Source organism: Pedobacter sp. ASV12 (assembly GCF_016429155.1).
GTDB lineage: Bacteria > Bacteroidota > Bacteroidia > Sphingobacteriales > Sphingobacteriaceae > Pedobacter.
In genome coordinates this window covers 19297-43850 of record NZ_JAELUC010000032.1, presented here as the reverse complement: position 1 = coordinate 43850, position 24554 = coordinate 19297, and the positions used below count along the sequence as shown (strand labels likewise).

The window sequence follows — 24554 nt, the reverse complement described above, 5'->3', positions numbered from 1 at the left end:
CCCCCCCCCCCCCCCCCCCCCCCCCCCCCCCCCCCCCCCCCCCCCCCCCCCCCCCCCCCCCCCCCCCCCCCCCCCCCCCCCCCCCCCCCCCCCCCCCCCCCCCCTTTAGATGTGTATAAGAGACAGACTTTAGCACCTGGCATAATAGGCCAATTGAAAATCCATTTCAACGATGTGTTGTCGCATCCGTTCAAAAGCACCGTATTTGCCATCAGCTTAAAAGCCAAGGCTACGCAATGGCAGTATTATGTGGTTAACAAAAGCGCCATTGTTTTGGCCGATCCACTGATTTCGGGCAAGGGCAATATCCAGTTTACTGGCCCAACGGCTGTAGTGTTAGCTACTGGCCAAACGGCTTTGCTTTTTACTTCTGGCCACGAATTGCTGCCTTTAAGCGAGGTGCCTAAATACAAATTCGACCTGCTGCATAGACCCACGGCGCATCACGAAACAGCGCCCTCAAAATCGGCTCCTGTCAAATTTGTATTAAAAGGCCTGCCATGCCCAGATCCGCACAGATTTGGACAGGTAAAAATAGGAGACAGCCAACAATTTTCATCACCCATGTATGTATATGTTTAAGCAACACTAAAATAAAAAACAAGATTTATGAATGAGTCAAACATTAAGTCCCCTGGGGTCTATTTGAATGAACAGAACGCTTTTTCGAATTCTGTTGTAGCGGTGGCAACCGCCGTCCCAGCATTTATAGGGTATACGCCCCAAGCCTTGTACGAAGGCCGGTCGTACTTGAATGTGCCGCAAAAAATCACATCGTTTGCCGAGTTTCAGGCTATTTATTGCTACCCTGACCCTGCGCCGCCGGCAAGCCCTACCAAGCAGTACAGTCCAACCTATTACATGGTGGCACAAAAGAGCAAGCCGGCCGATAATAACTACATGCTTATTAACGACCAGTTTTATTCTATTTTGCCAGACCCCAACACGGTTTATTACCTGTACAATAGCATCAGGCTTTTTTATGAGAATGGTGGCGGCGATGCTTATATCGTATCTATTGGCAGTTATGGAGCCCCGTCGGGCAAGCCAGCTGCGATTGGCGAACAGCTTATTAACCCTAATGTACAGCTCAACGATCTTAAAAAAGGTCTCGAACTGTTGCTCAACGAGCAGGAACCAACCATGTACATCTGCCCCGAAGCCACGCTGCTCTCGGTACAAGATAATGGCACTTTGATGCAGGAGATGTTGTTGCAGTGTACACAAATGCAGACCTCGGTAGCCATTTTTGACATAATTGGCGGCAAAAACCCAGATCCCATCATGTACACCAAGGATATCGAAACCTTTAGGAACAATACCGGAATGGTGGGTTTGAATTACGGCGCTGCTTATTATCCGTTTGTGGGTACAACCATTATGCAAAATTCAGATATCGATTACACCAACCTTTTTGGTGGCGATGTGAAGCAATTGGCACCGCTTATCAATCCAGCCAGCAATCCAAACCAGGCGGCGGGTACTATTTTGTCGAATATCGAAAGTCCAGCGGGTACGCCTTTAACCGTAACCCAGTACCATAATGCCCTGATCAATTCGAGCAAGGTATACAGCACCATTATCAAGCATGTTTTAACCGATGCCAACTTATTGCCGCCAAGCGGTGCAATTGCTGGAGTAATTACCTCTACAGACAATACACAAGGCGTATGGCAGGCGCCAGCAAATACATCGATGGTAGGTGTGGCTTCCTTGCCTATCAGGCTTTCGGAGAGCCAACAGGGTGGTTTGAACATGGATGCCGTATCGGGCAAATCCATCAACGCCATTCGCTTCTTTAACGGCATTGGTATTCTCATTTGGGGAGCCAGAACCTTGGATGGCAACAGCCAAGACTGGAAATACATTTCGGTACGCAGAACCATGACCTTGTTAGAACAGTCGTGTAAACTGGCCGCGAGGGCCTATGTGTTCGAGCCTAACGTAAAAAACACCTGGGAAGCTGTCAAGGCAATGATCAGTGGTTTTTTAACCACCATTTGGAAAGAAGGTGGGTTGCAGGGGGCAAGTGCAGCAGATGCTTTTTCGGTAGAGTGCGGGCTGGGTACCACCATGACCTCCGACGATCTTTTGTTGGGTTTCATGAAAGTGAAGGTAAAAGTAGCCATTGTACGCCCGGCAGAGTTCATCATCCTTACTTTCCAACAGCAAATGGCTGTATCTAGTTAATCAAATTGTTAAACAAAATTTTAAAAATAAAATATCATGGCTGAAGACGGTAGCAAAGAAGGCGCAACATGGCCAATGCCCAAGTTTCGCTTCGAAGTAGATTTAGGAACAGAATTAAAAGGCGTAGCATTTCAGGAAGTATCTGGAATGGATGTCGAAAATCAGATTATAGAATATAGAAAGAGCAATAGTCCGCTTTTTTCTACGGTAAAAATGCCAGGTTTAACCAAGTATGGCAACGTAACCATGAAAAGAGGGGTTTTTGTAAACGACAATACCTTTTGGAATTGGCACAAGGAAGTAACCATGAACCTGATCAAGAGGCGAACGGTACTGATCAAGCTTTTAGATGAGAGCGGCAAAGTAACCATGCAATGGCAATTGGATAATGCCTGGCCAACCAAGATTACCAGCACAGACCTCAAGTCTGATGGCAACGAGGTAGCGGTTGATACCATTGAGATTGCACACGAAAAGCTGACCATAACCAATGGAAAGTAACTATCCGCTTAGCTTTTATTTTAAGCTCTCCTTCAAAGATGAGGATGCGGCTTTTAAAGAAGTATCGGGCATTGCAAAAGAACTGGGCATTGAGGAGGTTGCATCAGGTGGGGAAAACCGCTTCAAGTACAAGCTTCCCACTGTGGCAACAGGGCAGAATCTGGTGCTGAGAAGGGCCATGATCCCAAGCGGCTCTAAGCTTATCGATTGGTGTGCCAGTACTTTAGACGAAGGTTTGCATAAGCAGGTAGAAACGAACGATGTATCGGTGAGTTTGCTGGCTGCCGATGGCAAAGTCTCCAAAATGTGGACTTTCCATAAGGCCTATCCGGTTAAATACAATGTATCCGACCTCAAATCGATGGAAAATGAACTGCTGATCGAGTCGATTGAATTGGCTTATACCTATTTCAATGTATCGGCCGCTAAATAAGTGTCAAATTTAAGGAAACAGTTATGCCTATAGAAATCAGGGAATTGGTTATCAAAACCGAAATCGTAGCCAATGCCAAAAAGAACCAGTCGGCCATTGGGGGCAAAGAGCTGCAGTTGCTTAAACGCCAGCTTATGGCCGAGGTCAAAAGGATGATGGCTATGCAGCAAAGCAATAATTTGTACAACAGATAGCATAAGTTATGGAAGCAAGTTTAGAACTGTTGAAAATTACCGGCTATACCGATGCCGAGTTTCAGAAGCCGTTTAAGGGTAATCCTTATTCGGTGATGATCAACCCCGAAAGCATCAAATGGGATCGCAGCATCGAGTATAACCACCAGCAGGCACCAGATTCGAGTTCTGGCTCGCAAAAGTACCAAAGTACGCCAAGCGATAAGCTGAGCTTTGATATCGTAATCGACTGTACGGGAATCGTCGATTCGAAGAGGCTGGATCTTACGGCAGAAATAGAGGCCTTAAAAAACATTGTGTATACCTATAATGGAGATATCCACCGGCCAAATTTTGTAAAGGTACAATGGGGCAAAGATATCGTTTTTAAGGGCGTGTTAGGCTCTTTCGATACTTCCTATACCTTTTTTAGACCTGATGGAAGCCCTTTGCGTGCCAAGATTTCGCTCGCCTTTTCGCAGTACATCTCGGTCAAAACATTGGAAAAGAAGCAGAAGAAGGCTTCGCCCGATGTAAGCCATCTGGTTACCGTGGTAGAAGGCATGAGCCTGCCCCAGCTTTGTCAAAACATTTGGAACGATGACGCCAATTATGTTCAGGTTGCCCAGTTTAACGACCTCAACAAATTCAGGAACCTGAAGGGAATTGAGAAGTTGGTTTTTCCACCCATAATTCAACCTTAGCCATGCCAGATTCAGTTGACTGTGGCGCTTTGGCCACCTTTACCATCAAAATTGACAACAAAAGCATTAGCGACGATTGGGCAATCCATTCGGTGCATGTGCATAAACGCATCAATAAAGTGGCCTCGGCTGGTTTTGTAATCCTCGATGGCCAATCAGATACCGGAAAGTTCGATGCCAGTTCGTCAGATGTGTTTTTGCCAGGCAAAGCAGTGACGATAGAAGCCGGCTACGATTCTAAAAACGAAGTTATTTTTAAAGGAATCATTACCCGGCAATCAATAAGGATCGATGAGTTTATAGGCTCCTCGCTCGATATCGAATGCAGGGATGTAGCCATTAAGACAACCGTAGGCAGGAAAAGCTTAACCTATCAAAAGCAAAAGGATAGCGATATCATTTCGAAAATTGTTGGCAATTACAGCGGGCTGAGCGCCAAAGTAGCCGCAACCAGCACCACCTGGCCCCAGCAGGTGCAGCATTATGTAACCGATTGGGATTACATTTTGTCGAGGGCCGAAATCAACGGCCTGTTAGTAGCCACCATTAACGGCGAACTGAATGTATTTAAACCTGATGCTACAAAATCGGTGATGCAGGTTAAATATGGCGATGGATTACTGGAGTTTAACGCCGACCTCGATTCGGTAAGCCAATATGGCAGCGTGAATGCCAGTACATGGGATTTCAAAACCCAAACGGTGGTCTCGTCGGTGAGCAAGTGCGATGTAGATGGCCCAGGCAATTTGTCGTCAAAAAAACTGGCTGCAGTAGTAGGATTGGCCAATTATGAGCTGCAAAGTACCGCGCCTTTTGAAAAAACAGATCTCGAAAATTGGTCGAAGGCCCAGTTGGTTAAAAGCGAATATTCAAAAATAAGGGGCGAAGCCAAAGTACAAGGCACCAGTTTGTTGGAGCTTGGCAAGTACATTACCCTGGTTGGTTTGGGCAATCGTTTTAATGGCGATCATTTGGTTTCGGGCCTGAAACATGCTATAGCCGAGGGCAACTGGACCACCGAAATAGCAATCGGTCTTTCGCCTTTGTGGTTTGTTGAAGAACCCGATGTTACTGCGCCAACGGCCTCTAATTTGTTAACGGGTGCCCGTGGATTGTTCAATGCCACCGTAAAGCAGATGTATGAAGATCCCGATTCGCAGTTCAGGATTTTGGTAGACGTACCGCTGATAGATAACCAGGGACAAGGGCTTTGGGCCCGGCTTTCCAATTTTTACTCTACCAGTGGCGCAGGTGCCTTCTTTTTGCCCGAAGTTGGCGATGAGGTTATTGTTGGTTTTTTGAACGAAGATCCACGCTATCCCATTATTTTGGGCAGTTTGTACAGCAACAGCAAAATCAAACCTTTTGAGGGCTTAACACCTAACCAGAAAAACACACAAAAAGCCATTGTTTCCAAATCGGGTATTTACATCCAGTTCGACGACGACAAAAAGATCTTCACCATTTCTACACCCGATAAAAACAAGATCATTCTGGACGACGAAAACAAAAAGATTATGATAGCCGACGATAATGGCAACACGGTAACAATGTCTGACAGTGGCATTTCGATGAAAAGCCCCAAAAACATTACGCTACAGGCCGATGGAAATGTGGCTATTTCGGGCAAACAGGGCGTTAAGATAAGCTCAGATGCCGGCGACGTCGTGGTTAAGGGCATCAATGTGAAGCAAACCGCCACCACCGAATATTCGGTTGACGGAGGAATGAAGGCAACGGTGCAGAGTTCGATGAACATGACCTTGCAAAGTGCAATGATCAACATTAATTAAAACGCATATGCCACCAGCAGCAAGAATTACAGATTTTCACCAATGTCCGATGCAAACACCGGCTGTGGTACCCATTCCGCATGTAGGCGGACCAATTACCGGACCCGGAGCACCTAATGTGCTGATCGGAAAGCTCCCTGCAGCCCGAGTGGGCGACATGCTGGTTTGCGTAGGCCCGCCAGATGTGATTACCAAAGGATCGGCTACGGTAAAAATCTGCAAAATGCCGGCGGCAAGACTGGGCGATCAAACTGCACACGGCGGCCAGATCATGCTGGGCGCTATGAACGTAATGATAGGAGGATAAAAATTGGCAACTAACGAAAATAGTTTTTTAGGCTCTGGCTGGTCGTTCCCGGTTACTTTTTCATCAGGGAACTATCGGGTAAACCTCAGCAGGCTAGAAGAAAACGTAAACGATTCGATCGACATCATTTTGCAGACCAAAGTAGGCGAACGCAACCTGAATGCCCAGTTTGGTTCGGGTTTGCAAGAATTTTTCTTCAGGCGTATGGACGAAAGTCTCAAGGGAGAAATCAAGGATGCGGTAAGCAATGCCCTGCTGCATAACGAGCCCCGCATTACCTTAACCGATGTAGAAGTTGTTTTTGCCGACAAAAGCAACGGCAGGGTCGAAATATTGGTGAAATACCGCTACAATACCACCAACACCCGGCATAATTATGTGTTTCCTTTTTACCTGAACGAAGGGACCAATCTGAGCTGATGGTTGCCTTTAATCCATATCGCTCACTGGCTTCTATAGAAAAGTCGCTCGCTGCCACCAGCCAATTGGTTGATGCCAGAACAGAGCAGGATTGGCTTTTCTTTTTGGGCGAGTTGGCGGCATTGATTAATTTTTACGACCAAGACAACACCGTAAATGGCAATTGGGCTCCTTTTTTGCTCAAAGATCCCGTTTTTTTAGTGGCTACCATAGCCAAAACCAAAGTTGCCGACCTGCACGCCATTTATTTTAAAACCAAAACCAGGTTGCAACAACTTTTTACCAAGGGCATCGAATTGGGTAAAATAGGCATTGGCATCAACGACATGCTAGAGCAGATTTTTCAGGTCTTTGTGTACCTCAAAAGATGGGTGTACTATTTGCAGGCTACCGTAGAAGAATATGAGCTTAAAACCTATATCCTGCTGCAGGTAGAAAACGTATATAGCAAATATTTTTGGGCTATTTCATCGCTTAGGCAGGTGCTGTTCTCAACCACCATCATTCCCGGCATCAGCAAATTTGACCCTGGCAAACTCAATGCCTTTCAAACACACGAGGAACTGGTTTGGAAGAAGTACGAAAATAAGCAGCCTTATTGGGAAGTTCTAAACCTGCAACATCCGATCAGCAAAAATGAACCCGAGGCCATATTCAAATCCCTTGCCAAAGCCGGAGACGAAATATTTGTCTTTTTCAACAATGTGGTGAATCATGCGCAGCCGGCATTCGAAAAATTAAGTGCCGGCAAGAGCATCCATCCAGACACTACGCTGTTGCGAAGTTTTGTGCATTTGCTAAAAATACAGCAAGCCGAGATGAACAAGCTCTCGGACAAGCATCTCGATTTTTATTATCAGGATATATTGCAACAGGTTGCAGAGCCGGCCAAAGCCGATCGCGTTTTTGTTTGTGCCGAACTAATGGCCAACGATTCGCTTGCTTGGCTGCTGCCGGGCACTGCCTTGGATGCCGGTACAGATGCCGAGAAAAACCCTGTTTATTTTGTCAATGCAAAAGGGCTTTGGCTTAATCCTGCAGTAATTACCAACCTGCAAACCTTCACTAAAACTACCGTTGCCACGCAACAGGTATCCTATTATTTGGGTAGCGTAGCTGATCCGGGTACGCCGAAAAAGGACGCTGATAACCACTTGATGGCTTGGCCACCATTCCAAGCGTCATTATCGGTGCAAACAGCCATGGGCATTGCCTTTGCATCGCCTATGTTGCTGCTCAAAGAAGGCAACCGTTTGATCAATATCGGCATTGAATACAATGGATTGCTGGATTTGACCATATTAGAAACGGTATCTTACGCGCTGAGTACGGCTACGGGCTGGCTAAACATGGTGCCTACAGCTACAGCTATTATTGGCAGGGACCAAAACCAGCGATTGGAGTTGCAATTTAACCTTTTGCCCGACCAGCCAGCAATCGAACCGATTTTAGATCAGGCCATTAACGGTTTTAAAGCAGATTGGCCCATGTTCAAAATGATGTTCCAGTACTTTCCGCAAAGTGGGGAGATGGGTAAGGTAATTGCTTTGGATATTGAGGTTGAGGTAAGTGGCATCAACAACCTGCAGTTGTACAACGACCATGGAGGCGTTATGGCTAAGGCACCTTATCCCATTTTTGGAACAGCGCCTTTATTGAACAGCAATTTTTTGGTGGGTAGCAGCGAGATTTTCAGTAAACCTCTTCAAAAACTAAGCCTGGTGCTAAATTGGGGCAATCTTCCTGATGATTTTGGCGTGTATTACAAAGCCTATAACGATTACCTGCACCAAAAATGGACAGCTGTACAAAATCAAAAAAAAACTTGGTTGGGCAGGTTTTTTAGCTGGTTTAAAAGCTTTTTTGTTAAAAGTACAGACCTGTTTGAAGAGCCTTTTTATAATGGAGGCTTTAAAGTTGATTTTAAGCTGCTTCAGGCTCGTTCTTGGCTGCCACTTAATGTCGTAAGCGAAACCGATCCAACGCATATTCCGTACTCGGTACCCTTATTTGATGAAGATGCCGATTTCAAGCTCCTCAAAGCTACGCATTTCAGCTGTGAGCCAGATCCAGCTTTGCTCAAGCCCGATGCCACCATGCAGTTGCAGGCACTTGCTTACACTGAAGAAAGCGCCAATGGGTTTATCAAGCTGCAATTGGCTGTTCCTACCCACGGCTTCGGATCGGAGCTTTACCCTGCCATCGTTTACGAACAAGCCTTAGCCAACGCAAGGCTTATCAATAAAAGACGCAAAAAATTTGAAGAGCCGGCAAAAATTCCATTCGCCCCTTTGTTAAATGCCACACAGGCCAGTTATACTGCCAAACAAAGCTATTTGTTCAACCAAAGCAACAATACTAGTTATCCTTTAGCCTGCTATCATTTTACGCCTTTTGGCAATTATTTAAGCTATGATCAAAAACAGGGCAGGGTCAATTCGAGCTTTGCTTTTGGCACCGATAGCCAAACACTGCCAATGGCACCTGAATTTCCTTACCAAGGATTTTTGTTTTTGCAGCTGCAGGATCTTTTGCCTACCAGTATTTTGTCGGTATATTTTGAAGTAAAGCCTCAATTGTCGAATAAACGGCCTTCATTGCCGCTTTCTTGTTTTTATTGGAGCGAAATCGGCTGGCAAGTGCTGGAAGTGGTAGCCGATGGCACTGGTAATTTAAGTACTTCTGGCATCTTGCAAGTAAAAATTCCCAATTCCATCGCTTTACAGAATAACACCATGCCCAAAGGCAGCTATTGCATCTGTTTAGCAACAACAGAAGATCCGTCGTTATTTGCCGAAATCTATCTTGTTAAAACCAACGGATTTGAAGCCGAAAGAATGGCCGGAAGCTGGCAATCCCTAAATGAAGTGCCATCCTTGCCCGCCAATACGATTTCACAGCCTAAGCTAAAGTTCCCGGCCATTAAATCACTTATACAACCATTTCCCTCATTTGGTGGACGTGCGGCCGAGGAAGCCAGGATGATGAACCAGAGGATTGCTAAAAGGCTGAAGACAAAAGACAGGCTAAGAAACGCTGATGACTGTTTGTTGTTGATCAAAAGCGAATTTCCCGAAATATTTTATGCCAAGGCTGTTTATAGCCAGCTTACCCGAGAAATTATCATTTATCTGGTTGGCAAAGCCAAGATCGGATCAGCAGGCAATACCTTATTGCCTGCGGTTGCACCCGTTTTGGTTAAGGATATCCAGCGTTACGTTTCGCAGCGCAGTTCGGCATTCACCACTATCAATGCCCAGCCCTTTGAAATGCAGTACCTCCTAGTTTCGGCGAAAATCAGTATTCGAGAAGGGTTTGAGCCCAGTGTCATGCAGGCAAGCATTGGCGCCGCGCTCAACCGCTATCTATCACCATGGGCCGAGAGCAATGCCCAACAGGTAACGATCGAAGAATCCATTAGCATGGCCCAAGTAGTCAATTTCATTAAAAATATTGATGGAGTTGTGGAAGTCACAGATACATCGCTCCAAACCTGGCTCGCCAATGAAGATACAGACAAACAGATACGCCAAACCGTAAGCCCACTAAAGGCAAGCACCTTAATTGTCCCATGTTTAAACCATCAGTTAAAATGCGAGGTAAGTTATGAATGAGATGAACTATATCTTGAATACCCCGCCGCCTTTGAGCCAGAATTTTAAGCAGCTTAAAGACGAAGGGCTTCGCTATATCCAACAACATGTAGACACGGAATGGACCAACCTGAACGATAGCGATCCGGGCATCACCATTTTAGAACAGCTGTGCTTTGCCCTAACCGAGCTGGGTTATTGCAATAATTTCGCTATTGCCGACATCCTTACCCAGGCATCGGGCCAGCTGCAGGTGGCCGACCAATTTTACAGGCCACAAGAAATCCTGACCACAAGCCCCGTTACCTTAAACGATTACAGGAGATACCTGATCGATTCAATGCCTGCGCTCCGAAATGTACAGGTGTTTCCGTTGCATCCTTCAGCTTTTATGCAAGGTGTTTACAGCGTGTACCTGCTCCTTGACGAAACTGCTCCGTACGATGCAAAAGGAGTTTGTGCCGAGGCCTATTTTGCCCTGCAGCAACGCAGAAATATTGGCGAAGTATTCCTGATGCCACAGGTCATGCCGTCAAAAAAACACTTCATCACGGGTACCATTGTAATCGAGCCAGAAAAGAGCCAACAGGAAATACTGGCTAACCTGGATAGGCGAATTGCCGATTTTATCTTTCCGAAAGCCAAACAACAGGGCAATAAAAACCTAAGCGAACAACAAGTACCGAGCAACGAGATCTTTAACGGACCGCAATTGGCCAACGGCTGGATTTTGGACGAAGATTTGGGCAGTCACCAAACCACGCTGCGTTTGGTACAACTGATGCAGCTGATGGAAAGCACGGAGGGAGTAGTTGCGGTAAGCGACCTTAAATTGGATGGGCTGGAAAAGCTTACGGCTATTGTAGAAAATGAGCGCACTGTTATTAAAATAGATTTGCAACAATCGCTGGGCAATGGGTTAACAATTCAGGTAAAAGGAAGGCCTTTGGCTGTAGACAATACCGCACTTGAACTCGACCCAACTGCAAGCCTTCAAGGTAAGGTTAATCCGATAGTTGTAGCAGAACCTGCCACAATCGAAGGTTTGCCAAAAAGCAAATTCAGGGACATCGGCAGTTATTATTCCATCCAAAACACCTTTCCCGAGATATATGCAGTTGGCCACGATGCCATCATGACCAATGCCCAGCCGTTTCAGATTGCCCAATCTAAACAGTTGAAAGGCTACCTTACGCTTTTTGATCAGGTGCTGGCCAACCAGTTTGCACAATTGGCCAACATTGGTACTTTGTTTTCGTTTAAGAATGCACAAAGCGCCCTGCCGGCCGATCTGGAAAATTTTTATGCCCATCAAAGCGTGCATCAAAAGGCCAACCAGCTTTATCCGGCACCTTACCAAAGTTTTGCACCCACTTATTTTGGCCAATCCGTTTACGATATTCCGAATATCAGGGGACTGCTTAAAAACAACCAGATTTTTAATTATGGAATCGAGCTGGAAACCGGTAAGGAATTGGACGAAAAAAGCTGGATCGCCTATCAAAAAGACCCCTATAATCCATACATCAGGGGCTTGATGAGCCTGACCACCGACGATGAAGTGGATTTGCCACGCAGAAACGAAATACTGGACCATTTGTTGGCAAGACACGGTGAATCGCCAATGCTGATTGACCAGTTGATAGCTGGGGCCAGTTATACCGGCGAACAAGCCAAAGACACCTTGATCATCAAAAGCCTCTATTTGCAAAACCTGGGCTTACTAAGCTATTTTAAGCCCAAGGCCTATAATTTTTTAATTGCAGCAAAACTATCAGATGCATTGCCCGAAAAATCTGCGCATCACAGGCGTGAGCTGTTTGGCAGGTACGCCAAAGATTTTATGATAGATTCTGGAAAGATAGATGCCGTCGAAAAACTAAAACCTGTCGATTTTTCCAATTACGCAGCCTTGGAACTAAAGCTTAACCTGCTATTTGGGTTAAACGCTCACTACAACAGTTTTGTGGCCAGCTATTTTGACGAAGAGCAGGCCCTTACCGCCATCCGACTTTCTTTTTGGTTGAGCCAATACAGAAAGGGCTTCATGATGGTAGAACGGAATTTATTGCTGCAGCAATTGCAGTATCATCTCCTATTGAAAGAAGAAAGCAGCGGTCGTTTGCTTCAATTGGCTAAAACATTGGATTTTGAACAGGCAATGAGGCTGAACGAAGCATTGATTCTTGCAACAGCTGAAATTTGGGCAAATGGTTTTAGTCATCAAACGCTGGCCTTGGACGGACATGCCTACCGCTTGGAGCCTGTGGGTGCAGTACAATCTGAAATGGAATTTAAATATGCAGCCAATGGCAAGTATAGCCTGCAGCTCACGGTGGCCGGTGGAGGCTTAAAAACGCCTGCAGGCTTTGATGTTTTTGAAAACAGCATCCATGTTTTCTTTCCTGCTTTTATTCCAGCGTTTAATACCATTGCATTTAAACAAAAACTGGAACTTTTTTTAACACTTGAATTGCCTTTGCACGTGGCCTTCCATTGTCATTTTATCAATGAGAAGCTCATGGAAGTGCTCATTCCCGAATTTGTGCATTGGCACAATGAAATGAACCATAATCCTGCCCACGGAAAAGCAGCGGGCAGGAGAGAGAAAGCCGAAAAACTGCTTAACCTGATAGCGCTTATTCAATAACCGGAAAATGACGACATCAACTCAACATATCATTGCTCGCCTCAACTGGGATACTACTTTTAACCAAAGGGAAAATAGTGTAATGCTGCAAAACCGATTGAGTAATTGGAGCAACAACATTATGGCGCGCGAACTGGCAAGCTTGTTTGATGAAATCTGTCCGCTAGACCAATATTGGCAACTCGATTCGTTGCAGCTTAACCTGGGGCAGATCAGCCTTGACGAATTGGAGGCCACCCTTTCGGTCAGGTTGCTAAGCCAGCTGAAAGAGCAGTTGCGCGATAGGTTCTTGCAGCAGGCCACCAAGCTGCATATCACTTTTACCGATGAAACCACGGCCGATTTAGAGCTGATTACTACCTTCTTGCAGCAAGGTGTGATGTCATGGAACAAGCGGTTGGCCAAAGCCGACATCAACCAATTGTTGGTACTACAGTTTGCACACAATCATACGGCACTTATCGAACGGTTAAAAACCTTGGGCAAGGCCAGTTTACAGGTACGCAAAAGAATGGCTTGGCAATTTAACGAAGAACATATGGTTGGCCTGATCAAAGGCTTGGAACCCAATTATCACCGAGAGATTTTTGATTTCGGCACCGAACTGGAAGAATTGCAGCACAGCGAAACCCTGGTAAAAGCCGAAAGCAACGAATTTCATCGGAACATATGGCTTTGGGTGCTTAATTTCTTGTTGGTAGACAGAGGAACTACTTTTAACAAAGTGGCCTTTATGGTAAGCAGTGTTAATCAAATGGCCGATCATTACAACATGGATCGCCAGCGTTTGTTTGGGCTTTTAGGTGCAGCCGCCAACAAAATTACTGCTCAAATGGCTATCCGTTCAGATTTTATGCTGGTTTTAAAGGAAGCATCCAGCCACTATCGGCATCCGTCAGAAACCGTACAGAAAACATCGCCACATGCGGCCTTGGAAAAGCTGAAATTTTACCTCGACAACATCTCCGTTTGCCATACCGAAAAGCATCGCAAACAGTTTAACGATTTGCTGATTGGTTTAGCCGCGCAAAATGGTGGAAACGCCAAATCAATCCTGACACAGGCATTGAAACGCAAATTGAAAACCGCCACGTTGGTGGCTGCTTTAGACGATGTGGCGATGGCGGGTGTTTATTCGCTCTTTATCCATAATACATCCGATTTGTTAGAGACCATCGACTTTTTGGCTCATTTCATGCCGCAAATCCATAGCAAAGCCAATGTGCAGTTTTTGAGGCAAATGGGTTTGGAATTTTTATTGTCGACAAGGCAGCAAGCCTATAGTACGCCTCATTTCCTGAGTTATTGCTTTACGGCCATGAGTAAGGCATTCCAGGTAGAAGAAGCCAATCTTTTAGCAAGGATATTAACGGCAAAATTAACTAGTCAGATCAAAACCAGTACGAATTTGCCGCTCTACAATAAAGTGGAAGAGCTTTACCGGCAACGGATTTTAGCTGCCGAAACAGGCTTAGCCAATGCCGATTTCGAAGCGCAGTTGCGTTATGCGATGGGGCGGATCAAACACGAAAGCCACTCGGATAATTTTATTGAAATCCTGCAAAAGCACATCAGGCTCAATCCTGGGCAAGCTTTGGCAACTTTGGCGCAAACGAAAGACAAAGTGGCTTTAAAGGATATTTTGCCTAAGCTTTTAACGGCTTCGGCCAGGATAGCCTTGATTCAAGTCGCCGATCAAAAGCAGGTTGCAGTTTATGCGGCTTTGTGGCAAGGCATGGCTCTGCTCAAGAACAATGGGCAGTATGGTGCCTTAAGCTTGGCCTTGGAAGAAAAATTGGCTTATGCATTCCTCTATCATTACTTGCTTTATCCAACTTCTAGCCACGAGCAAATACTTGCATTCATGCTGCAGTTTGGCTGTTCGCAGCTTTCCGTTTCGCATCAAAAAGAATTTGCTTCGTTTCTGAAGGCATTATTCGGTACGAAGGCGCTCGATCGGCAGGTATCGGCGGCGGCGGTGCAACGGTTGATTGAACCCTACGCCAAATTCCATCAACAAAACCCGATGCTGGCTATCAGATCGCTGTTGCATCAAAAAAGCCCACAGCCCGCTTTGTTAGCCAAAATCATACTTGATCATGATACATATCCACAAGTTGCAGAGCTTGGCAAATCAATACAGCCTTTAACCCATGCCATACTGAATATCGTATTGAAAGACGGTGCTATGCTCTTAACACACTTTATGGCAGAAAGCAGGGCCTGGCTCGGCAAAACCCTTAAACGCAGCCTGTCGGTTAAAGAGAGCCAGTTGCTGGTTTTGCTCTTTTGGAAATGTGCCTTGGCCTATGAAAAGCACCAGGGTAACCGGTCGGTATTTCAAAAAATGCTGTTAAAGGCATTCGGCTATCATTTTTCGGAAAAGGCCAATATCCGTCCAACCAACCAAGAATGGATGAGCAAGGCAAGCAGTTCTACGGCCAGTATCAGCGTTAAGCCTAACCTTTCTATTCCTGCAAACGATTTTTTTAAGTTGCTCGAAACTTGTCTGGCCAAGCAACAGGTCACAACTGATTACAAAAAAGAATCACTTGCTTTAAAGTTGCTGTTCGGTTGTGCCATGGCCTGCGATAGCGGAAGATTACTGGCTTTGCTCAGCAGATTTGGGCCTGAACAATTGGCGGCATTGCTATTAAAAGCTTCGGTTTCTTGGCGCGAATTTAATGTGTTTCTTCAGTACCACGCTACTGGAAATTTGGCTACCATACAGGAGGCCATACGCCTGCTGTACGATTGGAGACAAGCAAACGTGCCAGAAGCCATCAGTACAAATTGGATGCTCAAAACCTGGATTTTGAGCCTAAAAGCTGCTCAAGCGGACAACATATCCTCAACAACGATGAGCGAACTATTTAACGAATTGCTGGTCATATTGGGGCAACATGGCTATACCGACCTTGCTGCGCTTTATATCGGCTTTGAAAAACAGGGATTCCTGCAAAATAAAATGCTCAGAGAAATCCTGCAGCAGCATCCCAGCTTTAAGCTGCTGTTGCAAGACAGGCCAACGGAAAGCGAAAAAAAACTGCCTGGCGATGAACCAACGGCCGAATGGGCAGCAAGCTTAATGGAAGAGCTGTTGGCGCAGCAGCAAATTCCGATTTGGTACATGGCTACAACGCCATTAAAAGCAGGCGATTTGTTAGACAAGCTTATTGTGGCTCACCCGCTCAAGTTTTTACATTGCCTAAAAACCACCGAACTTAACGAAGCACAACTGCTATGGCTGGGCCAAACGCTCAACTTTTCAAAGCTGGCGGGCGCCATTGGCCGGTTAAATCCCAACCAGCAATCTTTGCTTCATGTATTGGGGCAGCTGCACGGCACGTTGGGCAAAATAACTTTCCAAGGCATCAAAGCTTCGCTGGTACAGCAACTTTTGCTGGGGAAAGTACTGAAAGCCTGGAAAAACAACCATTGGAAGACAATTGCTACACTTCAAATTTGGAACGAGTTGTTATGGGAGCTTAAAAAACATGGCTATTCCGAAAAGTCGTTCTTGGCTGGGCTCGAACAGGCCAGTATCAACCTGCCTTTGGCTTTGCAACTGTCTTTAAGGCCGGTTATCGATTGTTTAAAAAACAATAATCAAACGGTAGCGAGGGTTCAGGTTGCTGGATTGGTTCACAACAAGTCGGCCATTAAAATAGAAGATGCCGTTCAGATCGGATTGGAAATCAATAATGCGGGCCTGGTTTTGTTAAGCAGTTATGTGCCCATGCTTTTCAAATACGTCAACATCCATATTCCTGCCAAAGGGGATACTGAACTTGCCCCAGCTGAAATAGCCCATATTAAAGGCCGTGCCGTTCACTACCTGCAATACTTGGTTACAGGAAGCAAATCTACCGACGAAAGCTACCTGAGCCTGAACAAAATACTCTGTGCTTTGCCAATTGCGGAACCCATTCTCAAGGAAATAACCATACAACCCAAGGAAGAAGAACTGATGCAGGGCTTAATTAGCTCGGTTATTGGTCATTGGGAAGCCATTGGAAGCAGCTCTGTAGACGGGTTCAGGGGCAATTGGCTGATGCGAAAAGGACTGCTTTACGAAAAAGAAAACAAATGGGAACTGGTGGTAGAAAAACAGCCCTATGATATCTTGATCCAGCAGCTTGAACTGTCATTCTCCATCATCAAATTCCCATGGATGGAAAAGCCACTCCATGTAAACTGGCCCTACTAAAAAGATATAAGCGATGAAAAGAATATTGCCATTGATCAGAGCAGATAGCGGCTAACCGATTGGTCTACCCCAAATGCTAAAAAACAGAACGTTAAAAATTAAAATAACAGATATGAATTCTTACAATGAAAATCTTTATGCAACGGTGGTAAGCTCCTTGCGAGAGCTTGACCAGAAGCAAAAAAGTGCCAAATCGAGCTTAAATGCGGCAATGTTTACGCTTTACTATAAAGAAGCAGGTCGGATAACCGCCGAAAGCAAGCTCAAAGAAGCTGGCGATGTTTATTTGTTTCAGCAGAAAGTAAAGCAACAGGCCGTAAACGACAGAAATGTTTCTTTCAATGTGCTGAGTGCGGCCAACCAGCAGAAAAAGTTTACGGCGCAGGCCATTACCAATGCCGCAACCAGCGCAGCCAATATCCAGGTATTGTCTAATGCAGTGGTCAAGCTTTCCAAAAATGTAGGTGGCATTTTAACGATGCTGACCTCTTCAGATTACGGAAGCGAAATCTACAAACAGAGCCGAATTGCCTACGATTTGATGATCGATACGGCTTACGATGCCAAAAAGCTTTCGCAATTGGGCAGGGAAGTCTCTACCTTAACCGCGGCAGTAAGTGCCGACGAGGTAGCCGACCAAGCCAAATTGACCGATGATTCGATTGCGGCGATGTTGGCCGTAACTACTTCCGATTTTGAGGCAACCGCCAAGTCGCTGGCCGATTGCAACGAAGCCTTAGCCGCCGCCAATGTGGTAGAAAAACAAGCCGAAGGCGATTTGGAATTTATCAACGTCGATTATTTTGCCACCAAAAGGGCCTATAACCTTAATAACAAGGTGCTGAACCTCAATTTGGTATCGATTGCCTTAAACAGCAGCGATTTTGACGACGACAAAAAAGACAACTGCTCTTATGTGGTTAGGTTTAATCCGTATCAGCCTCCGTTTGATCAGACCGCAACGATGTTGGGCAACAAGCCCAAAAGCAGTTCGGTGGTTGAAGATTACTTTATCATGCTGGTTAAGGAAAGCAGCCAGGCCACTTTTTCTATTACGGCTGCCGAAACCCTGCTGCTTACTGCCGATCCAACCAAAAAATGCTATCATAGGGTAGAGAACAAATCGGACGATAAGCCGATGGAACAGGTTTTTTATACCGCATCTTTAAGGGATATAGATGGCAATTCGATAGAAGTGGGCACTAAATACGTGGCTTTTGTGCTCGTTATGCTTACTGACGAGTATAAAAAGACAATCAACAGCTATAGCGATATTCTTTCTGCACCTTCGGTTGCTTTTATGCTGAGCAATAAGCTCATGGCACCGAAAGAAGTAACCTGTGTAGACAATGTCTTAACCTTCGAACTCTTGGAACGGGCATCCTATAATGTTGAGTACCGTTGCATGTTTTTGCCTAACTGTTTAAAAGGCAATAAAAATATGCTTACAGAGAGCGGTTTGCGCAATATCGAAAAAGAGGTAGAGCTGCAGGAAAAAATGAGCGCAGTGTATGCCCCGGCCATTGCCGACCTGCAAAAGCAAATCGTATCGCTAAATAACGGCATTGATGGCCTTCGAGAAGAGAAAGAAACGAACGATGCGCAGCTAGCCGTGGCCAAAAAAGATAAAAACAAGGAAAATCTCGAGAGTTTATCGGCCAAGAATGCCGACTTGCAGTTACAAATCGATGCCATGCTCAAACAGATTGAAGAAGCAGAAAAGGAATTGAGAAACAACAAGGTCAATCAAAACAGGCTGCAACGTTCTATGGAAGAAAAAATACAGGAGCAACCTGGCTTCTTTTTTAACCTCATGATAGCAGAACAGATAACCAGCGCCAATTACAGTCAGGTCATACCTACTAAAACAGTGGATGCGAAAGACAAAAAAGAGAAGGGCGATGGCGCAACGGCATTGGTTAAGGGCAAAATGGAGATCCATGAAAATACCACAGACAATTTTGGCAATCCCTTAGTAAATGGCTACTCGTATATTCCGGTGGTATTGGCGTATGCCAATATGGAGGATCAAAACGGCCAATTTACGAATGCCCTTTCTGCTTTTGAAACTACTAATCCTTTCACTTATACTCCTAAAACCAAAACCAAATGATCATCAATTCCATAGCATTAAATGCCACCGAGAAGTATGGCATTAACGAAAGAAGCAAAGCCGAGCTAGACGCATTGAGCAATCAGGTAAACGATGCCGAGCACGATGTAGAGCAACTGCAGGCCGTAGTCAACTCGCTTAACGATAAATCAATCCAGTTTCAGGGTTTTTTAAACAGTGCGAGCGCCAGTAAAGCGCAGACCTTGAGCAATAAGACCCTGCTCAACCAGATTTTGCAGAATGCCCTGAGTTTAAAGGAAAATTCGAAGATTGCCTTAGACGAAATTGCCGATGCCGACCAAAAAACCATAGCACTTTCTGCAGAGATCAAGTCGGTTATCGACAAGCTGATTTATTCGGCAACGGTTATCGATAAATTGCGAGGGATGGTACTCAGGGCAAAAAGTCTTATTCCTTATATCAACGACGATGTGCTGCAACTGTTGGCCGATGCTGGTACAGATGCCAACAATGCCGTAGGTTTGGCATTGGTAGCCCTCAAATCTACTTTGGCGGCAGAAACCGCCAATGCAGAGGCCGAAGCCGCCTCGTCTCTAGAATATCTCCAGGCCGTTAGTTTGTACGAAGTATTAACCGTAGACCAAAAAGAAAAAGAGACCGAGGCATCCGAAGATTGCTTGAAAGATTTGATCAATACCGCTTACGAAACGGCAGTAGTGGCTTTCGACAACGCTTCAAAGGCCAGTACCGAAACCAATCACCAGCTTAACAAAGCCAAAGCCGATTTGGCCAAGGCACAAATCAGGCTCAAGTCGCTGCAGTTGAGTTTGGCCGCAGGTACGGCTGCAATTCTTTCGGCATAAATGGATATGGCCGCTCTATTTTACAAGAGCGGCCATTTAAAACAAGGCATCATGCTTGATTTTTATAAAGATTTTTTTAGAAAATTCTATAAGGTTACCGGCGGCTTTATTCCGGTTAGGCCATTGGAAGAAAGCATTTATCCCGGCGATTTTTTTCAGATCGTGAATGGGGAGATGGTGTTGTTGGGCAATATCTTCAGGAATAGGCTCATTCACGAAGACGATGTAGAGTTTTCGATTGGCGCCAAGCTTAGTCCGGTAGCTTGGAACTTTTCTGATGGGGTAAGCAAGCCCTATGCCGCGCGCAGCAAAGGTAACGCCGCATTGGACGGAGAATTTGAATACAGCAGGCAAATCCTGACATTTGATGGCCAAGGAAGCTATATCTTTAAGTGCATCGCACCCGAATCGGTGCGAATAGCCAATTGGACCCAGCTGGAAAAACAGCTCATCATCAAACTTACCCATACCTATTATTCGTTTAGGGAGGTTTATGTAGTTACCGAAAGTGCAAGTGCATCCTCATGGAGCCTGGCCATTTCCGATGCCGAAAAGGGCGAACTTGAAATAGCCACCAGCAAGGAAAACGAAAACCTGGTCGATCTCTTTGGCGATCCCTCCTCAAAAACCATACTAGCTAGGGATATTGCCTGTAATCATCACGACCAAAGCGGCAGCCCGTGCTTTTTCAAGGCCAAAAAACTGGTAGTGCGCGATTCCGTGCAAGAGGTTTTTATCTGCGATCTGATTAGGGAAAAGAGCCATAAGCAGCAATGGGCCTTGCAATTTTACAATTACGAAAGGTATGCCCAAGCGGCGTCGACACGGGTACATGTGCCAGCTCATGCCCATGCCAGTCTGTTAGACATGATGCCGCAAAACCAGCTCAACGCCAACAACGCCCTAGACTATTTCGCTTGGGCAGATGCCAATACCGACGATATTGAAAGGTTATTTGTAAACTATGGAACATCTTGAAAATGCAACTACGGTTTTGATAGAACTTCATTGGCTTGACCAGGTCATTGAACAGGTAATCTGCAGCTATTTGATGCAGGAAGGCCATGAAAACAATTGGTATGATATTCCCGTTCCCGATTGGTCCGAATCGGATACGCCTTACGCCAACATGGTTAATGAACTAGAGCTGGATATTTACCAGCGCCTTACCATTGCCCTGGCTATGGCGCCCCATATCAAGCCAGAAATATTGGATGTGTTTTTTGGCAAAAATACCCGTACTGATCGTGGATATACCGAATTTGGAGGTGTAATTGCTCCAAATCACAGTGGGTTTTTACCTACGGGCCAAACCATTTGTTTCTTGCTAACCGCTCTTGATCCTGCAAATCGGCAAATCGTAAGCAGGCTTTTTCAAAAGGAAAACAGCTTAATGAAAGAGCAGATCGTGACTCTAGGCACTACCGACGACCATATCCCCAAGCTCAACGGTATTTTAAGTCTTAACGAAAGCTGGCTCAATTATTTTTATACAGGCCAAAAAAGCGGGCCAGAGCACAGCAGTGTTTTCCCCGCCAAAAAAATTACGACACCCATGGATTGGGACGATGTGGTATTAGACGACCTGGTACGCGAACAACTGGCCGAAATTACCACTTGGCTATCTCATGGCGAGTTGTTGATGAGCGATTGGGGCTTCAACAAAAAGATTAAACCAGGTTATCGGGCTTTGTTTTATGGCCCACCGGGTACGGGCAAAACCTTAACGGCAACCTTATTGGGCAAGGCCACGCAACGCGATGTTTACCGGGTAGACCTTTCAATGATTGTTTCCAAATACATCGGCGAAACCGAGAAAAACCTGTCGCGCATTTTTGATGTAGCCCGCGAAAAGAAATGGATTCTGTTTTTTGACGAAGCCGATGCACTTTTTGGCAAGCGTACTACGGCCACTTCGTCTAACGACCGGCATGCCAATCAGCAAACCGCCTACTTGCTGCAGCAAATTGAAGATTTTCCGGGTGTGGTTATCTTGGCTTCCAACTTAAAAGGCAATATGGACGAAGCATTTTCGCGTAGGTTTCAATCTACCATTTATTTCGGCATGCCATCGCCGCATGAGCGCCAACAGCTTTGGAGCAATGCTTTCTCGGGCAAGTTTACCTTGTCGCCCGATATAGACCTGCAGCACCTGGCCGAAGAATATGAAATTGCCGGAGGCGCCATCATCAATATTTTACGCTACTGTGCCTTGTCGGCCATTAGACGCAACAGTTTTGAAGTAAGCCAGCACGAACTGCTTACCGGTTTGAAGCGCGAATTTAAAAAAGAGAATAAAACTTTGAATCTTTTGGCAACTACATCTAACTAAACCATAAGCCATTATGTATAGCTATTCAAATAAAAAAAACGGATCCGAGCATCATTACAGGCCAGTTGGAGTAAACAACAATGGCAAATACCTGCAAGACAATAGGCAGCCCATGCAGGCCAAAGCTGTTAAAAGCACCAATAGCAAGGGTGTGGTACAGCGCATGCTACGGACGGTATTGGGCGGCAACATCCGTCGCACTGGAACTGCTCTTTTCAGAGGATTTCATCACCATGCCCAAGGTGGCGGGGCCCACGCACCCATGAATACAAATGAGCCGGTGCCTATTCCTCCAAATGAGGTACAGCAAATTGTGAACCCTAATGCTCATGCCGTAGTGCCTTTTCAGCCCCCACAAAATGATATAGTACCTTATGAGCCACCAGTGGTGCATAAGCCTAAAAAAATAATCAATTTTATTTTCAAGCCCGGCAGTTTTACCAGCGAAATGTTTGCCGGCTTAAGAGGCTACATCACCCATTACTTTTTTGGGCCGTATATTGTCGTCATAACGCCAACAGATCAGGCTAGAATTTACTTTGATATTCAATTGCATCGGATGTTGAACCAAGGTATTGTGCCTAGGTGGTGCCATCAATTGATCTTTCAGAACGCAAGCCAAGCCAAAGCTGGAAACAAATTGCCAATGGAAGCCGCGATTTATATGATCAATGCATTAGAAGCCTTAGGAAGAGCAGCCATGGCCAATGAAAAACGAACCAAATTATTGTCATTGTATTTAAAGTTTCAACTAGGTTCTGTTCCTTACTTTTTAGCCGGAGGAAGCTCTTATGCACCTGCAGTGATGCACTTTCTAGGAATGATGTTGCAGTCTATGCCAATTCTCTTATTGGGAAGGCGCTGGGTATTGAGACCTGCAAAAGGGCCTGCATTGAGAGGTATGAACTTAGAGGAAGCTACTCAAAAGGATAATGATGCGGAAGGAAAAGGAATAAAAAAATAGTTAAACAATAATTATTATGGCTGAATATAGTTCAATAGCAAAGGAAAATACCACCGTGCAGCGCGCCGGATCAACTGCTCGAAATGGCTCTGGGTTCAGGTTGGAGGACAAGCGTCCGCTGCAAAGGAAATCTAATCATACCGGCTTGCCTGATCAGCTTAAAAGTGGCATCGAAAAGCTTTCGGGCCACAGTATGGACGATGTAAAGGTACATTACAATTCTGCTCAGCCCGCACAACTCAACGCCCATGCCTATGCACAGGGTTCGAACATACACTTGGCTCCTGGCCAGGAAAAGCATTTGCCCCATGAGGCTTGGCATGTCGTGCAGCAAAAGCAAGGTCGGGTAAAACCTACCAAGCAACTCAAATCAAAATTCAACATCAACGACGATGAAGGCCTAGAGAAAGAGGCTGATAGCATGGGGGCAAAGGCGATGCAAAGAATGGTAAAGCGTCCTGAAACGACCTTACAAACAAAATCAGCTTCTGAAAATAATACACAGCTCCTTAGAAGAGACCAAAAACAAAGAAACAAAAACAAAAAGAAGAAGAAAAATAAAAACAGGAATAAAAACAGAAACAACCAAAATCAACAGGGACCACAACAACAGGCCACGGCGTCGGGGGCAGAGTTTAGCCTAGTTGAACATTATATGCATAAACTGCCGCATCTTTTGGATTTGCTAACCAGTTTTCGTCGGCAACGGATGTTGGTCACTTCAACACTTACACGTACTTATCTTCATTACATGAAAACACCAGCGCAGCCCTATATTGATGTCAGTAAAATTAAATTGCTCCATCCTAACTCGTTAGAAGATACCAAGACGAAAAAAAGGTATGAAATCATTTTAAAATATATTACCGAAAGTAAAAACTATTCATTGTCTGCAGGTACGATAAATAAGCTGATTCCATCAGATGAAGCAATTCAGGTAGCTAAAATCAGCGATAGTGAATATATCAGTCTGCAAGGCGTAGGAAGAATAGTCGCTTTAAGAGAAGCGGCTAAGGAAGCTGGTATTACATTGAATGCACAATTAGATGCTTACGATTTAACCACTTTTCCTTTAATACCTGGTCAGATGGATGCCATTTCAAAATCTTATGGTTTTGAAGAAAGCGCCATTTCCAAAGCGGCCTTGCCTTTATTAATGACTATAGGCATAGACTATTTTACAGGTGGCAATTTGGCTTCATTTGCAACTTGGTTGGCTACAACAGTATATGGCTTAATGGAAAAGCATCTGGCGCCAAGTAGTGGCCATAGCGGTTTTAGTTATCCGAAAGGTGGGACGCGTTTTGATGAATAAGCAATAATGGTGGCTAAGCATGATCTTTCGCC

At 45.3% G+C, this 24554-nt stretch carries 18 protein-coding genes; all 18 read left to right on the top strand.

Annotated features, from left to right (window positions below; genetic code table 11):
* Positions 1-153: 153 nt before the first annotated feature.
* The 18 genes from JHD69_RS09980 (at position 154) to JHD69_RS09895 (ending at position 24522) form a co-directional block, all read left to right on the top strand.
* The gene (locus tag JHD69_RS09980; RefSeq protein WP_199139854.1) at positions 154-582 is read left to right on the top strand and encodes a hypothetical protein; all 429 of its coding nucleotides are present in this window, start codon (positions 154-156) and stop codon (positions 580-582) included.
* Positions 583-645: 63 nt separating this feature from the next.
* Positions 646-2190 carry a phage tail sheath family protein gene (locus JHD69_RS09975; protein ID WP_199139852.1) on the top strand — a complete coding sequence of 515 codons (1545 nt, stop codon included), beginning with the start codon at positions 646-648 and terminating at the stop codon, positions 2188-2190.
* Positions 2191-2226: 36 nt separating this feature from the next.
* Complete coding sequence (locus JHD69_RS09970) at positions 2227-2691, top strand: phage tail protein (RefSeq protein WP_199139850.1); 465 nt, start codon at positions 2227-2229, stop codon at positions 2689-2691.
* Positions 2681-3124 (top strand): phage tail protein, encoded by a 444-nt coding sequence (locus tag JHD69_RS09965; RefSeq protein WP_199139848.1) that lies wholly within the window; start codon positions 2681-2683, stop codon positions 3122-3124. The genes JHD69_RS09970 and JHD69_RS09965 overlap by 11 nt, the downstream gene beginning before the upstream one ends.
* A gap of 23 nt (positions 3125-3147) precedes the next feature.
* On the top strand, positions 3148-3318 hold the full coding sequence (locus JHD69_RS09960; protein WP_199139846.1) for a DUF5908 family protein: 171 nt from the start codon (positions 3148-3150) through the stop codon (positions 3316-3318).
* Positions 3319-3326: 8 nt separating this feature from the next.
* On the top strand, positions 3327-4001 hold the full coding sequence (locus JHD69_RS09955; RefSeq protein WP_199139844.1) for a CIS tube protein: 675 nt from the start codon (positions 3327-3329) through the stop codon (positions 3999-4001).
* A gap of 2 nt (positions 4002-4003) precedes the next feature.
* Positions 4004-5794 (top strand): type VI secretion system tip protein VgrG, encoded by a 1791-nt coding sequence (vgrG, locus tag JHD69_RS09950; protein WP_199139842.1) that lies wholly within the window; start codon positions 4004-4006, stop codon positions 5792-5794.
* Between the two features lie 7 nt (positions 5795-5801).
* A complete protein-coding gene (locus JHD69_RS09945) occupies positions 5802-6101 on the top strand; it encodes a PAAR domain-containing protein (RefSeq protein WP_199139840.1) in 300 nt (99 codons plus the stop codon).
* A gap of 3 nt (positions 6102-6104) precedes the next feature.
* Entirely contained in the window at positions 6105-6521 is a 417-nt protein-coding gene (locus JHD69_RS09940; protein WP_199139838.1) for a GPW/gp25 family protein, read from the top strand.
* Positions 6521-10135 carry a hypothetical protein gene (locus tag JHD69_RS09935; RefSeq protein ID WP_199139836.1) on the top strand — a complete coding sequence of 1205 codons (3615 nt, stop codon included), beginning with the start codon at positions 6521-6523 and terminating at the stop codon, positions 10133-10135. Before JHD69_RS09940 ends, JHD69_RS09935 begins: the two co-directional genes overlap by 1 nt.
* On the top strand, positions 10128-12764 hold the full coding sequence (locus JHD69_RS09930; protein ID WP_233165837.1) for a hypothetical protein: 2637 nt from the start codon (positions 10128-10130) through the stop codon (positions 12762-12764). Before JHD69_RS09935 ends, JHD69_RS09930 begins: the two co-directional genes overlap by 8 nt.
* A gap of 7 nt (positions 12765-12771) precedes the next feature.
* Complete coding sequence (locus JHD69_RS09925; protein WP_199139832.1) at positions 12772-16974, top strand: contractile injection system tape measure protein; 4203 nt, start codon at positions 12772-12774, stop codon at positions 16972-16974.
* 112 nt (positions 16975-17086) lie between these two features.
* Positions 17087-19087: a hypothetical protein gene (locus tag JHD69_RS09920; protein ID WP_199139830.1), complete on the top strand. Its 2001-nt coding sequence runs from the start codon at positions 17087-17089 to the stop codon at positions 19085-19087.
* Positions 19084-19911, top strand: coding sequence for a hypothetical protein (locus JHD69_RS09915; RefSeq protein WP_199139828.1), 828 nt, complete (start codon positions 19084-19086; stop codon positions 19909-19911). Before JHD69_RS09920 ends, JHD69_RS09915 begins: the two co-directional genes overlap by 4 nt.
* Before the next feature lie 51 nt (positions 19912-19962).
* Complete coding sequence (locus JHD69_RS09910; protein ID WP_199139826.1) at positions 19963-20889, top strand: hypothetical protein; 927 nt, start codon at positions 19963-19965, stop codon at positions 20887-20889.
* The gene (locus JHD69_RS09905; protein WP_199139824.1) at positions 20876-22243 is read left to right on the top strand and encodes an ATP-binding protein; all 1368 of its coding nucleotides are present in this window, start codon (positions 20876-20878) and stop codon (positions 22241-22243) included. The genes JHD69_RS09910 and JHD69_RS09905 overlap by 14 nt, the downstream gene beginning before the upstream one ends.
* 112 nt (positions 22244-22355) lie before the next feature.
* Positions 22356-23207: a hypothetical protein gene (locus JHD69_RS09900; RefSeq protein WP_199139822.1), complete on the top strand. Its 852-nt coding sequence runs from the start codon at positions 22356-22358 to the stop codon at positions 23205-23207.
* A 16-nt stretch (positions 23208-23223) separates the two neighbouring features.
* On the top strand, positions 23224-24522 hold the full coding sequence (locus tag JHD69_RS09895) for an eCIS core domain-containing protein (RefSeq protein ID WP_199139820.1): 1299 nt from the start codon (positions 23224-23226) through the stop codon (positions 24520-24522).
* Positions 24523-24554 lie beyond the last annotated feature (32 nt).

Excerpts from the sequence above, each read along its gene's own strand:
- JHD69_RS09935 (WP_199139836.1), top strand. The coding sequence starts at position 6,521 with ATGGTTGCCTTTAATCCATATCGCTCACTGGCTTCTATAGAAAAGTCG.
- JHD69_RS09920 (WP_199139830.1), top strand. The coding sequence starts at position 17,087 with ATGAATTCTTACAATGAAAATCTTTATGCAACGGTGGTAAGCTCCTTG.
- JHD69_RS09945 (WP_199139840.1), top strand. The coding sequence starts at position 5,802 with ATGCCACCAGCAGCAAGAATTACAGATTTTCACCAATGTCCGATGCAA.
- JHD69_RS09910 (WP_199139826.1), top strand. The coding sequence starts at position 19,963 with ATGCTTGATTTTTATAAAGATTTTTTTAGAAAATTCTATAAGGTTACC.
- JHD69_RS09905 (WP_199139824.1), top strand. The coding sequence starts at position 20,876 with ATGGAACATCTTGAAAATGCAACTACGGTTTTGATAGAACTTCATTGG.
- JHD69_RS09915 (WP_199139828.1), top strand. The coding sequence starts at position 19,084 with ATGATCATCAATTCCATAGCATTAAATGCCACCGAGAAGTATGGCATT.
- vgrG (WP_199139842.1), top strand. The coding sequence starts at position 4,004 with ATGCCAGATTCAGTTGACTGTGGCGCTTTGGCCACCTTTACCATCAAA.
- JHD69_RS09965 (WP_199139848.1), top strand. The coding sequence starts at position 2,681 with ATGGAAAGTAACTATCCGCTTAGCTTTTATTTTAAGCTCTCCTTCAAA.
- JHD69_RS09925 (WP_199139832.1), top strand. The coding sequence starts at position 12,772 with ATGACGACATCAACTCAACATATCATTGCTCGCCTCAACTGGGATACT.
- JHD69_RS09930 (WP_233165837.1), top strand. The coding sequence starts at position 10,128 with ATGAATGAGATGAACTATATCTTGAATACCCCGCCGCCTTTGAGCCAG.
- JHD69_RS09955 (WP_199139844.1), top strand. The coding sequence starts at position 3,327 with ATGGAAGCAAGTTTAGAACTGTTGAAAATTACCGGCTATACCGATGCC.
- JHD69_RS09960 (WP_199139846.1), top strand. The coding sequence starts at position 3,148 with ATGCCTATAGAAATCAGGGAATTGGTTATCAAAACCGAAATCGTAGCC.
- JHD69_RS09895 (WP_199139820.1), top strand. The coding sequence starts at position 23,224 with ATGGCTGAATATAGTTCAATAGCAAAGGAAAATACCACCGTGCAGCGC.
- JHD69_RS09970 (WP_199139850.1), top strand. The coding sequence starts at position 2,227 with ATGGCTGAAGACGGTAGCAAAGAAGGCGCAACATGGCCAATGCCCAAG.
- JHD69_RS09900 (WP_199139822.1), top strand. The coding sequence starts at position 22,356 with ATGCAGGCCAAAGCTGTTAAAAGCACCAATAGCAAGGGTGTGGTACAG.